The organism is Halomonas aestuarii (assembly GCF_001886615.1).
GTDB classification, from domain to species: Bacteria; Pseudomonadota; Gammaproteobacteria; order Pseudomonadales; family Halomonadaceae; genus Halomonas; species Halomonas aestuarii.
Map to the genome: position 1 here is coordinate 1,582,447 of NZ_CP018139.1, position 13,051 is coordinate 1,595,497.

The following is a 13,051-nucleotide window of genomic DNA, read 5'->3' on the forward strand; positions in this document are numbered from 1 at the left end:
TGTCACGGTATCGATGATCGACGCGGTCAGCGTCCGCGGGCGGCCAGGCGCTCGAGGCGCACCAGCCATGCGCCGAGGCGGCCCTGGGCCAGGCCCTCCTCGCGCCCGTCGAGCAGGTTCTTGACCATCAGGCCAAGCTCAGTGTCGCCCTCGATCAGCAGGCGACGCTGGAAGAACAGGCTATCGGGATCCTCGCGCCGGGTGGCCAGGCAGAGGAACTCGCGCCAGCCGCCGCGGATGGTCGCCTCACCGGGCTCCCGGCAGAGGACCAGGCGCCGGTGCTCGAGGCCCAGCGTCAGGACCACGCCGAGGTCCTCGATGGCCAGGCTGATACGGCGATCCTCCAGGGCGTCGAACTCGCCCTCCGCGAGCGGCTCGGCGAAGGTGCGGTTGAACACCGGCTCCACCAGGCGGCGCTTGACGGCCAGGGGGACGCGAGGATCCAGAATGCGGATGAGACGCCCCGGGGCGGGCGGGCGCGCAAGCGACAGTGACGGAAGGGGCAGGGTCATGAAGGCTCTCCTGATGACGTCGACGCGGCTAGGCCGCCGGATCGCTCATCCTAGGGGCCATCTAACCCGCCTGCACTGACATGCGTCAAGGCGGTACCCGGACCGGGGACGGCGTCGGCTTCATACCATATATAGACCATTGCCCGGTCTCAAGCACAAGATGTGCAAAAAATGTCACGGCGCCCGCGAAGGGCGCCATGCCGGGGCTCGTGGCCGGGAGGGGGCGTCAGACGGTACGGGAGTAGCGTCCCGGGCTGTGGCTCAGGTAGGCATCGAAGGCCATGGCGGCGTTGCGCATCATCAGCCGCCCGGCGGGGCGCACCTCGATAGCGGTGTCGGAGATCGCCAGCAGGCCGTCGTCCGCCATCTCCTCGAGTTCCTCGAGGGCATCGGCGAAGGTCTCGCGGAAGTCGATGCCATGGGCCGCCTCGATCTCGGCGACGTCGATGCGTCCGTGGCACATCAGGGCGTTGATCACGTCCCGACGCAGCCGGTCGTCGGCGTTGAGGCGGTAGCCGCGCATCACCGGCAGCCGGCCCGCCTCGAGGCGCGCCTGGTACTGGGCGGTCTCCTTGACGTTCTGGCTGTAGGTGTCGCCCACCTTGCCGATGGCGGTATTGCCCAGGCCGATCAGGTCGCAGTCGGCATGCGTGGAGTAGCCCTGGAAGTTGCGCTGCAGGGTGCCGTTCTCGCGGGCCAGCGAGAGCTCGTCCTCGGGCAGGGCGAAGTGGTCCATGCCGATGTAGACATAACCCGCCGCGGTCAGGCGGCGGATGATCAGCTCCAGCAGCTCGACCTTGCGCTCCGGCGGCGGCATGTCCTCGGGACGGATCAGCCGCTGGGCCTTGAACAGCTCCGGCAGGTGGGCATAGCTGTAGGTGGCGATGCGGTCCGGGCGCAGGGCGATGATCTTGGTCAGGGTCTCGTCGAAGCTCGCCACGGTCTGCAGCGGCAGGCCGTAGATCAGGTCGACGCTCACCGACTGGAAGCCGGCCTCGCGGGCCGCCGCCACCAGCGCCACCACCTGGGCCTCGCTCTGCACCCGGTTGACCGCCTCCTGGACCCGCGGGTCGAAGTCCTGCACGCCGAAGCTCAGGCGATTGAAGCCCAGCGCTCGCAGCTCGTGGATCTGCTCGGGGGTCACGGTGCGCGGGTCCACCTCCAGGGAGAACTCCCGCGCCTCGGGCTCGGCGAAGTGGAAGGCCTCGTCGAGGGCCGCCATCAGCTCGCCGAGCTGGTCGTTGCTCAGGTAGGTCGGGGTGCCGCCGCCCAGGTGAAGCTGCGTCATGCGGCGCGACTCGTCGAACAGCGCCCCCTGGAGCTCGATCTCCCGCTTGAGCCAGGCGAGGTACTCCGCCGCCCGCTCACGGTTGTGGGTGATGATCTTGTTGCAGGCGCAGTAGTAGCAGAGGCTCTCGCAGAAGGGGATGTGCACGTAGGCCGACAGCGGCTTGGGCGTCTCGGCCCGGTTGCTGCGCTCGGCGGCGGCCCGGTAGTCGTCCTCGGCGAAGGCCGCCTGGAACTGCGGCGCCGTGGGATAGGAGGTATAGCGCGGACCGGGGCGATCGTACTTCTCGACCAGGGAGCGGATGAACGGCAGGGTGTCTTGCATGATCGAATCGAGCCTCTTGAACCGTAAGGCGGCGGCCGGGGCCGTCACCGATGGGGCGAATTATGCCAGCCGCGACCGGACCCGTCGGTACCCTTCAAGAGGTAGCTGACCCAGGTCAAGTCGAGACCGGAGACGGCATGGCAGCGGCGGTCCCCCGACGCCGCCAGTGCAGGAGTCGCCACGCCACCAGCAGCCAGGCCAGGCTCCAGCACCCCGCCGAACCCCACAGCACCGGCGGGCCGGCCAGGGGGAACGCGAGGCGCAGCCCCGCCGCCAGGCTGAAGAGCACGGCCAGCCACGGCAGCCAATGCTCCTCCCCGGGGCGACCCTTGGCCCTCAGGATCGCCTGGCGCAGCATGATGCCGCTGGCCAGGGTGCCGAGCGCTCCCACGGTGACCGCATGGAGCCGGCCCGACGGCGAGTTCCCCGCCAGGAGATCGCCCGCCACCAGCAGGGCCCCCACGCCCAGCCAGGCATAGCCAAGCAGCAGGCCGAGCAGGTCCGGCCGACCCCGAAGCCGCCAGGGCGCCCAGCGCCAGAGCCGCACCAGGATCACCGCCCCCGCCAGCGCCAGCATCACGCCGGCGACCGGCCACAGCAGCGGCCGGATCGCCAGGAGCCCGGCGGCGACCAGCAGGCCGATCAGGGCCGCCTCGACCCGCGGCTGGACACCGACCCCGGCCACCCGGTGGCGCGCCATCCGGTGGCCGTTCACCGCCGGGGCTATCACCCGTCCGCCCATGAAGGCCATGAGCAGCAGCACCCAGAGCACCCCCTGATGGAGCAGGGGCGAGGCCAGGCCCGGGAAGGCCAGGCGCACTACCAGGCTGGCCACCGCCAGCAGGCAGAGCAGACCGAGCAGCGGCGAGAGCAGGCGGTTGCGCCATTTCTTGGCCGCCAGGAAGCGCGGGACCAGCCGGGCAGCCAGCAGCAGGGCAAAGGCGGCATCGGCCAGCAGCATGGGCCAGGCCGGATCGCCCGCCAGCCCACCGAGACGCCCGACCAGCCACAATCCCGCCAGGAGGGCCAGACGGCGAGGCGGCAGGGGGCCCAGCAGATAGCCCGCCATCACCGCCAGGGCAAAGCCGAACAACAGTTCACGACCGTGGGCCGCTGGCGTTGCCAGGGCCGGCAGCCCACCGAACATCGCCGCCAGCGAGAACGGCACCGCCAGCGCCGCATGCAGGGCGGCGAGGGGAAAGAACAGCGCCCAGGCAGGACGCCGATCCAGCCGTCGCGGGCCGTCGGCTTGCCCTGGATCATTGGCAGGATTCTTTAACATGCATAAAAATTACATCTTACAAGGCGGCCTTGTCATACGACTGCCACACGACCGAATGCCACAGTCACGAATCAAACCTCAACGGCATGATGTTAGTATCGTTGGTTTACTCACCACGCCTTGCGAGGCGTCCGACGCGCCGGGACTCCCATGCATCTGACCCGATTCACCGACTACTCGCTGCGCGTGCTGATCTACCTGGCCATCAAGGGCGAGCAGCGCTCGACCATCACCGAGATCGCCGAGCGTTTCGATATCTCCCGCAACCACCTGATGAAGGTGGTGCAGGACCTCAACCATCAGGGCTACATCACCGCCATCCGTGGCAAGAACGGCGGCCTGCTGCTCAAGCGCGACCCTGAGACGATCCGGCTGGGCGAGCTGGTGCGCGACACCGAACGAGACCTGAGCCTGGTGGAGTGCTTCGGCGACGAAAACGAATGCGTGATCACGCCCGCCTGCCGGCTCAAGCCGATCCTGGCCGAGGCGCTCGCCGCCTTCCTCGCCGTGCTCGACCAGTACACCCTGGCCGACCTCCTCGGCCCGCAGCGTCCCGGGCTGGTGCAACTGCTGCACCTCGAGGACGCGACCTCGCCGATCGCCCCGCCTCAGGCCCCTCGCCCCGAGGCATAGGGCAGCAGCAGGCTGACCCGGGTGCCCACCCCCTGGCGGCTGTCGATGGACAGCGTCATGCCGTGCCGCTCGCAGATCTCGCGTACGATGGACAGACCCAGCCCAGAGCCCTCGCCCCGCGCCTGGCTGCCCCGGGTGCGATAGAACCGCTGCGTCACCAGCGGCACCTCCCCGGCCGCGATGCCGATCCCGTTGTCGACGACCGCCAGCCTGACGCCCTCCCGCGCCTGGTCGAGCTCGAGCCGGACCCAGCCCCCGGCGGGGGTCGCGTGCAGGGCATTCTCGACGAGGTTCGACAGGGCGCGATCGATCAGGCCGAGGTCCGCCTCGACCCAGGGCAGCGAGGGATCCCCGACCACCTGGAGCGAGACCCCCAGCTTGCCGGCCTGAGGCTGGAACTTGCCGACGATGTCGTGGGCGAGCTCCGCCAGCGAGAACGGCTCGCACGCCAGCGGCCTGTCATGGGCATCCAGCCGAGCCTGGGTCGACAGCTGCTCGGCCAGGCGCGTCAGGCGATCGGCATTGTCGAGGATCGCGCCCAGCGCCCGCTTCCGCTCCCCGGGGGACACCTCGTCACGCTCCAGCAGCTGCTCGGCGTAGCCGCGCAGCGAGGTCAGCGGAGTGCGAAAGTCATGGGACAGGTTGGCCACCAGCTCGCGGCGCTGACGATCGGTCTCCCGCAGGGCCGCGAGCTGGGCCTCGATGGTGCCCGCCATGTCGTTGAAGGCCCCCGCCAGACGGCCGATCTCGTCGTCCCGCGGCACGGCGACCCGCTCGCCATAGTCGCCCTCGGCGAAGCGTTGCACCGCCGTGGTCAGCTGCGAGAACCGCCGGGTCAGCAGGGCGAACCAGACCAGGCCGAAGATGCCGGAGATCAGCAGCGCCAGCAGGCCGGCCGCAACCAGGGTGCGGGTGATCGAGCTGGTGCGCAGCATGGCCACCATCGAGGCGCGGCTGGCACTGGTGAGATCGACATACAGGTAGCCGGGACGCTGCCCCTCACCATGGACGATCCGCGCCACGGAAAAGATCCCGGGCCGCCCTCCGCAGGGCGAGGCGGCCAGCACCGGCAGCATGGGGTCCTCGCCGAGCAGGGCCTCCAGCGAGTCGCGCTCCACCCGCCCCCCCAGGCCACAGGCCGACTCGGTGAAGTCGGCGATCACCGCTCCCTCGGCGTCGAGCACGTACAGCGACAGCGAGGGGTTGATCGAGGCGATGTGCCGGGCGATCTCGCGGGCGGCGTCACTGTCGGCCCCGGCGTCGAGCCCCGGCCGCATGACGCGCGCGAGGTTGTCGGCGAGGTCGATCTCCTGGCGCTGCAGGAACTCGCGTTCCAGCTGGTCGAACTGGCTGATGGCGATCCAGGCGGCGGCCACCGACAGCAGCAGCAGGCTGGTCAGATAGACCACGGCGATACGCGCATAGAGGCTGTGAACCAGGCGTCCGAGGCGCCGCAGCAAGGCGCTCATGCCTCGTCATCCTCCCCGGCCGGGGAGGGGCCGAGGAAGCGATAGCCCACGCCCCAGACGGTCTGGATGTAGCGCGGCCGCGCCGGATCGGCCTCGATCTTCTTGCGCAGTCGGTTGATATGGGTGTTCACGGTATGGTCATAGCCGTCGAATTCCTCTCCCCAGATCCGGTCGAGCAGCTCACCGCGAGTAAAGCCATGGCCGGGATGACGGGCGAACAGCGAGAGCAGCGCGAACTCCTTGCCGGTGAGCTGCACCGGCTGCCCGCCGAGGGTGACCCGGTGCTGGTCGGCATCGATGACCAGCGCCCCACAGACCAGCGGCGCCGTCTCGACGATACCGTCCTCTCCCTCCGCCTGGCGCTGCCCGCGGCGCAGCAGGGCCTGGACCCTGGCCATCAGGATCGGCATGTGGAAGGGCTTGGTGACGTAGTCGTCGGCCCCGAGCTCGAGCCCGACCACCACATCACGGATCGCGGCCTTGGCCGTCACCATCAGCACCGGCGTCCGGCTGTCGCGACGCCGCAGCCGGCGACACACCTCCAGGCCGTCGATGCCCGGCAGCATCAGGTCCAGCATCACCAGGTCATAGGCACTGCCCGGCGTCGCGCCCTCCAGGGCCGCCAGGGCCGCCTCGCCATCGGTGACCCAGTCACAGCGATGCCCGGCCTCGGCGAGGCGCTCGCTGAGCAGCTTGCCGATCTCGGGGTTGTCCTCGACGCAGAGGATCCGGCAGGGCATGGGAACGGACTCCGACGACGGGTTCGGTCTCTACTCTAGAACCACCGCCCGGTGGCTGCATCACGAAACCCTCTCAACCGCATCCCGCCCGTGATGATTTCGTGATGAATCGCCCACCGGGGCTGGCTAGCGTGACAGGTGCCGTCACGGCATTCCGCCGGCGGCCAGACCACCACTGGAGGTGCGAGATGTTCAAGCCGACCCATTCCAGGACTGCCCTGTTTGCCATCCTGCTCGGCGCCCTGCTGCTGCCGACCGCTGCCCTGGCGGACAACCACGAGGAGGCCATGTCGGAGGGTGGAGGCATGGAGCAGGATGCCATGGCCGGTGACGCCATGGGCGAAGGTGACGCCATGGCCGGCGATGCCATGTCATCGGAAAACGACGACGCGATGATGATGGAGGATGAGGACTCGATGATGGAAGGCGGCGACGGAATGATGGAGGAAGAGGACTCGATGATGGAAGACGACGACGAGATGTGAGGCTCGCCGCCCCCTGACCGGCCGGATCGACTTCCGGCCGGTCATGCTTCCCGCCTCACTTATGGAGGGTCCCTCCCATGCGACTCCTCGGCACCACACCCAACGCTCGCCGGCCGACGGTGATCAAGCGTCACTCGGCATTTACCCGATTCTGGCACTGGATCAACGTCGTCTGCCTGGCGATCCTGCTGATGAGCGGCCTGCAGATCTTCAATGCCCATCCGGCCCTGTACTGGGGCAAGGATTCCACCTTCGAGGCCCCGTCGCTGTCGATCGGCGCCATGCGCGACGAGGACGGCTCGCTACGCGGCATCACCCGTATCGGCGACTTCCGCTTCGACACCACCGGCGTGCTGGGCGTCTCGGGGCCAGGCACCGATCGCGAGCGTCGTGCCTTCCCCGCCTGGGCGACGCTGCCAGGCCCCCGCTGGCTGGCCATGGGGCGCCAGTGGCACTTCCTCGCCGGCTGGCTCTTCGCCCCGCTCCTCGCCGCCTACCTGCTCTATCTGGTGGCCAGCGGCCAGCTGCGACGGCGCCTGCTGCCGCGACGCCACGAGTGGTCACGCATCGGCCACGTCATCGGCAAGCATCTGCGGCTGCGCTTTCCGCGGGGCGAGGAGGCACGCCACTACAACCTGCTGCAGAAGCTGGCCTACCTGCTGGTGCTGTTCGTCGTCGCCCCGCTGGTGGTGCTCACCGGGCTGACCATGTCGCCGACAATGGATGCCGCCTGGCCCTGGCTGCTGGATCTCTTCGGGGGCCGGCAGAGCGCCCGGACTCTGCACTTCATCGCCGCCGCCACGCTGCTGGCCTTCTTCGTGGTGCATGTCCTGCTGGTGCTGGTCTCCGGCGTCGGCAACAACCTGCGCTCGATGATCACCGGGCGCTATGCCCTCCCTCCGGACCATATCCTGCCTCCGCAAAAGGAGACCCGCGATGACGCACCCCACTGATCCCGGCCGCCGCCGATTCCTGACCCGCGGCCTGCTGGCCGGCGGCACGCTGATGCTGGCGGGCTGCGACCGGCTCTCGCGCAGCGACGCCATGCAGCGCCTCTTCTCCGCCAGCGAGGGCCTGACCCAGCAGGCCCATCGCCTGCTGGCCTCCCGGGAGGCCCTGGCCCGGGAATACGGCCCCGATGACATCGCTCCGACCTTCCGCGCCAACGGCACGACCATGCCCCGGGAGGTCGACTACCTGCGCCTGGCCGCCAACGACTTCCGCGACTGGCGCCTCGAGGTCCAGGGCCTGGTCGAACGCCCCCAGGCCTTCTCCCTCGACGACCTGCGGGCGCTGCCCGCCCGCACCCAGATCACCCGCCACGACTGCGTCGAGGGCTGGAGCTGCATCGGCCAGTGGACCGGCGCGGTGCTGGGCGAAGTGCTGGCCCGGGTGGGAGTACGTGACGAGGCGCGTTTCGTGGTGTTCCACTGCGCCGACCGCTACCACGGGGGTGATCGCTACTACGAGAGCCTCGACCTGCGCGAGGCCTACCATCCGCAGACCCTGCTGGCCTATGAGCTCAACGGCGGCGACCTGCCCGTCGCCAACGGCGCGCCCTTGCGCCTGCGCGCCGAACGTCAGCTGGGCTACAAGATGGCCAAGTACGTCATGCGTATCGAACTGGTCGCAAGCTTCGCCCACCTCGGCCGTGGCCGAGGTGGCTACTGGGAAGATCGTGGCTACCGTTGGTGGGCGGGGATCTGAGCCGATTGTGCTAAATGCCCGCCGCCATCTAGCCTGAAATTGACTCACGTCAGTCACCGGCCGCCGGCCGGATGCCATGATGGTGTCATGCGCCTGGTTTGGCTCCTGCAGGAACCGGGCTTTTTCAACCAAATAAAGATGCATTCAGGAGATTGGTTATGAAGTCACTCCTCGCTGTAGCCCTGCTGGGCGGCGCCCTCCTGGCCATGGACGCCCAGGCCGCCGGCGATCCCGCCGCCGGGGAAGGCAAGGTCGCCGCCTGCGCCGCCTGTCACGGCAGCGACGGCAATGCCACCGCACCGATCTATCCGAACCTGGCCGGCCAGAATGTCGCCTACCTCGAGAACGCCCTCAAGGCCTACCGGGCCGGTGAACGGGGCGGTGGCATGTCCATGATGATGACCCCCCAGGCGCAGTCGCTGTCCGATGAGGACATCGCCGACATCGCCGCCTACTACGGCAGCCTCACGCCCTGACCTCCGGGCCGGCGCGCTGCGCGCCGGCCCCTTCGTCAGCCGCCGCCATCCTCACCTGATGATGCGGGATCTCCTCATGTCACCACGTCGGCCCCGACTTGTCTCGACGATCAGATGGCTGCTGTTGTGCCTGCTGAGCCTCTGCCTGACCTCCCCGGCCCTGGCGGTGACAACGAGCGAGTTGCAGGCCGGCTTCCCCGGGGCCAACCGGCTTGCGTCCGCCGACACCGAATGGCCGGTCAGCGAGGTCTATGCCGGCGACGAGTTGCTCGGCTACGTCTTCGAGACCGTGGATGTGGCACCGATTCCCGCTTACTCCGGCAAGCCGGTCAACCTGCTGGTCGGCATCGACACCACCGGTCAGCTGACGCTCGCCAAGGTGCTTGATCACTCCGAGCCGATCATGCTGGTGGGCATCCCCGAGGAGAAGCTGCAGAATTTCGCCGGCGCCCATACCAATTTCAGCGTCAACGATAACCCCAAGATCGGTGACAACCTGGACGCCATCTCCGGCGCCACGGTCACGGTGATCGTCGTCAACGACACCATCATGCGTGCCGCCCGCCAGGTCGCCGCCGGCCTGGGCATCATCGAGGACCCTTCCGCCCAGCCCGCCGCCACGGTCAAGCCGGATGTCTTCGCAGCGGCCGACTGGCAGACCCTGACCGGTGACGGCACCATCCGCCGCCTTCGACTGACTCACGGCCAGGTGGACGAGGCCTTCGTCGGCACGCCGGCGGAAGACTACCTGCGCACCCCGGCGCCCGCGGGCAAGACCTTCATCGATCTCTACTATACGTACCTGAACGCTCCCATGGCCGGGCGCAACCTGCTCGGCGAGTCCCGCTACGACGCCCTGATGGAGAGCCTCGCGCCTGGCGAGCACGCCGTCGCTCTGATGGCCAACGGCGACTACTCCTTCAAGGGCTCGGGGTACGTGCGCGGCGGCATCTTCGATCGCATCGAGGTGAGCCAGGACGGTCGCACCATCACCTTCCACGACCTGGACCATCAGCGGGTGGGCAGTTTCGATGTCGCGGGCATGCCGCGCATGGAGGAGAAGGACATCTTCATCATCCGCGAGCAGGCCGGCTTCGACCCCGGCCGGCCCTGGCAACTGGACCTGCTGGTGCGTCGCGCCTCGGGCCCGCTGGACAGCGAGTTCACGCGCTTCAGCGCCGACTACAGCATTCCCGACGCCTACGTCGAGCGCCCCGAGCCGTTGGTGGAGCGGCCCATCTGGGTGCAGGTCTGGTACGACAAGGCCTTCCAGATCGCCGTGTTGGGCCTGGGCCTCGCGGTGCTCACCGGGGTCATGCTGTTCCAGGACGTGCTGGTGCGCTATCCACGCATCCTCGAACCGCTGCGCATCGGCTTTCTGGTCTACACCCTGGTATTCATCGGCTGGTACGCCCTGGCCCAGCTCTCGGTGGTCAATATCCTGACCTTCGCCCATGCGCTGATCACCGACTTCAGCTGGAGCTCGTTCTTGATCGACCCGATGATGTTCATCCTCTGGGCGTTCGTGGCGGTCAGCCTGCTGCTGTGGGGACGCGGCGTGTTCTGCGGCTGGCTGTGCCCCTTCGGGGCCCTCCAGGATCTAGTCAACAAGGCGGCGCGCAAGCTGGGCGTCAAGCAGATCGAAGTCCCCTTCGGCCTGCACGAGCGGTTATGGGCGATCAAGTACATCATCCTGCTGGCGCTGTTCGCCCTCTCGCTGCACTCCCTGGGCACCGCCGAACGGTACGCCGAGGTCGAACCCTTCAAGACCGCTATCACCCTGCGCTTCCAGCGCGACTGGCCCTTCGTGCTCTACGCCTTGGGACTGGTGGTGGTCTCGGCGTTCAACCACAAGTTCTACTGCCGCTACGTCTGCCCGCTGGGCGCCGGCCTGGCGATTCCCTCGCGGCTGCGGCTGTTCGACTGGCTCAAGCGCCACCGTGGCAGCTGCGGCACGCCGTGTCAGATCTGCGCGCAGGAGTGCGAGGTCGGCGCCATCCACCCCGATGGGCGCATCAACGCCAACGAATGCCACTACTGTCTCGACTGCCAGGTCACCTACTGGGATGACCAGCGCTGCCCGCCGATGGTCAAGCGACGCAAGCGCTACGAGAAGGCGGCCCGGGTCTCCGGCAAGGGCTCCGCCGGGACCTTCGACCCCGCAGCCCCCGGCGCCGAGGGTGCCATGCTGCAGCGTATTCCGATCCATCACGAGGAGTGAACCATGAGTGACGACAAGAAGCGGGAACTGAAGGACATCGGCCGCCGCCACTTCCTGCGCAACAGCGCGGTGACCGGGGTGGCCGGCGCCGGGCTTGCCGGCGGTTTCGGCAGTGCGGCGGCACTGTTGCAGAGCCAGAAGGCCCGGGCAGCCAGCGAGAACGGCGAGGTCGCCATCGCGCCGGGAGAGCTCGACGAATACTATGGCTTCTGGAGCGGCGGCCATTCCGGCGAGGTGCGTATCCTCGGCGTCCCCTCGATGCGCGAACTGATGCGCATCCCGGTGTTCAACATCGATAGCGCCACCGGCTGGGGCATCACCAACGAATCCAGGCAGGTGCTAGGGGAGTCGGCGAAGTTCCTCAACGGCGACGCCCACCACCCGCATATCTCCATGACAGATGGCCGCTACGACGGCAAGTACCTGTTCATCAACGACAAGGCCAACACCCGGGTGGCGCGTATCCGTCTCGACATCATGAAGACGGACAAGATCACCACCATTCCCAACGTTCAGGCCATCCACGGTCTGCGCCTGCAGAAGGTGCCCAAGACCAAGTACGTGTTCGCCAACGCCGAGTACTTCATTCCCCATCCCAACGATGGGCAGAACATGGAGGACACCGCGAATCACTACACCATGTTCAGCGCCATCGATGCGGAGAGCATGGACGTGGCCTGGCAGGTGATCGTCGACGGCAACCTGGATAACACCGACGCGGACTACACTGGCCGCTTCGTCGCCTCCACCTGCTACAACTCGGAGAAGGCCACCCAGTTGGCCGGCACCATGCGCGAGGAGCGCGACTGGGCGGTGGTGTTCGACGTGGAAGCGATCGAGGCAGCGGTCGCCGCCGGCGACTACCAGACCCTGGGTGAATCCCAGGTGCCGGTGGTGGACGGTCGTCACGGCTCCAAGCTGACCCGCTACATCCCGGTGCCCAAGAACCCCCATGGCCTGAATACCTCGCCGGACGGCAAGTATTTCATCGCCAACGGCAAGCTCTCGCCGACCTGCTCGATCATCGCCATCGACAAGCTACCGGACTTGTTTGATGACAAGATCGAGCCCCGCGACGCCGTGGTTGGCGAGCCGGAGCTGGGGCTGGGACCACTGCATACCACCTTCGATGGTCGCGGCAACGCCTACACCACCCTGTTCATCGACAGCCAGGTGGCCAAGTGGAACATCGAGGACGCCATCCGCGCCTACAACGGCGAGGAGGTCAACTACCTGCGACAGAAGATCGATGTCCACTACCAGCCAGGCCACAACCACGCCAGCCTGACCGAATCCCGGGACGCCGACGGAAAGTGGCTGGTGGTGCTTTCCAAGTTCTCCAAGGATCGCTTCCTGCCGGTGGGCCCGCTGCGTCCCGAGAACGATCAGCTGATCGACATCTCCGGCGAACAGATGAAGCTGGTCCACGACGGCCCGACCTACGCCGAGCCCCACGACTGCATCCTGCTACGCGCCGATCAGATCAATCCGCGCAAGCTGTGGGATCGCAACGACCCCTTCTTCGCCGACACCCGGGCCCGGGCCGAGGCGGACGGCATCGACCTGATGAGCGACAACAAGGTCATCCGTGACGGCAACCAGGTACGGGTCTACATGACCTCGGTGGCACCGCAGTTCAACCTCACCGAATTCAGGGTCAAGCAGGGTGACGAGGTCACCGTGACCATCACCAACCTGGACCAGATCGAGGACCTGACCCACGGCTTCTGCATGGTCAACCATGGCGTGTCCATGGAGATCAGCCCACAGCAGACCTCCAGTGTGACCTTCACCGCGGACAAGCCCGGCGTTCACTGGTACTACTGCAACTGGTTCTGCCACGCCATGCATATGGAGATGACGGGGCGGATGCTGGTCGAACCCTCATAAGGGTAGGTAACTCTCCCCACATGT

12 protein-coding genes are annotated in these 13,051 nt (G+C 67.6%); 7 read left to right on the plus strand and 5 right to left on the minus strand.

Annotated features, from left to right (window positions below; genetic code table 11):
• Positions 1–26 precede the first annotated feature (26 nt).
• From ubiT to BOX17_RS07260, 3 genes are all read right to left on the minus strand, one after another.
• Entirely contained in the window at positions 27–512 is a 486-nt protein-coding gene (ubiT, locus tag BOX17_RS07250; RefSeq protein WP_071943131.1) for a ubiquinone anaerobic biosynthesis accessory factor UbiT, read from the minus strand.
• 226 nt (positions 513–738) lie between these two features.
• On the minus strand, positions 739–2,124 hold the full coding sequence (gene hemN, locus BOX17_RS07255; protein ID WP_071943133.1) for an oxygen-independent coproporphyrinogen III oxidase: 1,386 nt from the start codon (positions 2,122–2,124) through the stop codon (positions 739–741).
• A gap of 115 nt (positions 2,125–2,239) precedes the next feature.
• Complete coding sequence (locus tag BOX17_RS07260; protein ID WP_083582105.1) at positions 2,240–3,406, minus strand: NnrS family protein; 1,167 nt, start codon at positions 3,404–3,406, stop codon at positions 2,240–2,242.
• Between the two features lie 150 nt (positions 3,407–3,556).
• Between BOX17_RS07260 and BOX17_RS07265 the strand changes: the two genes are divergently transcribed.
• Positions 3,557–4,039: an Rrf2 family transcriptional regulator gene (locus BOX17_RS07265; RefSeq protein ID WP_071943135.1), complete on the plus strand. Its 483-nt coding sequence runs from the start codon at positions 3,557–3,559 to the stop codon at positions 4,037–4,039.
• Here the strand turns inward: BOX17_RS07265 and BOX17_RS07270 are convergent.
• Positions 4,015–5,508, minus strand: a complete 1,494-nt coding sequence (locus BOX17_RS07270; RefSeq protein WP_071943137.1) for a sensor histidine kinase — start codon at positions 5,506–5,508, stop codon at positions 4,015–4,017. The genes BOX17_RS07265 and BOX17_RS07270 overlap by 25 nt on opposite strands.
• A complete protein-coding gene (locus BOX17_RS07275; RefSeq protein ID WP_071943140.1) occupies positions 5,505–6,248 on the minus strand; it encodes a response regulator transcription factor in 744 nt (247 codons plus the stop codon). Before BOX17_RS07275 ends, BOX17_RS07270 begins: the two co-directional genes overlap by 4 nt.
• Before the next feature lie 188 nt (positions 6,249–6,436).
• Between BOX17_RS07275 and BOX17_RS07280 the strand changes: the two genes are divergently transcribed.
• The 6 genes from BOX17_RS07280 (at position 6,437) to nosZ (ending at position 13,027) form a co-directional block, all read left to right on the plus strand.
• Positions 6,437–6,733 carry a hypothetical protein gene (locus BOX17_RS07280; protein WP_071943142.1) on the plus strand — a complete coding sequence of 99 codons (297 nt, stop codon included), beginning with the start codon at positions 6,437–6,439 and terminating at the stop codon, positions 6,731–6,733.
• Between the two features lie 77 nt (positions 6,734–6,810).
• Entirely contained in the window at positions 6,811–7,686 is an 876-nt protein-coding gene (locus BOX17_RS07285; RefSeq protein ID WP_071943144.1) for a cytochrome b/b6 domain-containing protein, read from the plus strand.
• Positions 7,670–8,440 (plus strand): molybdopterin-binding protein, encoded by a 771-nt coding sequence (locus BOX17_RS07290; RefSeq protein WP_071943146.1) that lies wholly within the window; start codon positions 7,670–7,672, stop codon positions 8,438–8,440. Before BOX17_RS07285 ends, BOX17_RS07290 begins: the two co-directional genes overlap by 17 nt.
• A 158-nt stretch (positions 8,441–8,598) precedes the next feature.
• Positions 8,599–8,916: a c-type cytochrome gene (locus BOX17_RS07295; RefSeq protein WP_071943148.1), complete on the plus strand. Its 318-nt coding sequence runs from the start codon at positions 8,599–8,601 to the stop codon at positions 8,914–8,916.
• A gap of 76 nt (positions 8,917–8,992) precedes the next feature.
• Positions 8,993–11,137, plus strand: a complete 2,145-nt coding sequence (gene nosR / locus BOX17_RS07300) for a transcriptional regulator NosR (RefSeq protein WP_071943150.1) — start codon at positions 8,993–8,995, stop codon at positions 11,135–11,137.
• Positions 11,138–11,140: 3 nt separating this feature from the next.
• Positions 11,141–13,027, plus strand: coding sequence for a TAT-dependent nitrous-oxide reductase (gene nosZ, locus BOX17_RS07305; protein WP_071943152.1), 1,887 nt, complete (start codon positions 11,141–11,143; stop codon positions 13,025–13,027).
• Positions 13,028–13,051 lie beyond the last annotated feature (24 nt).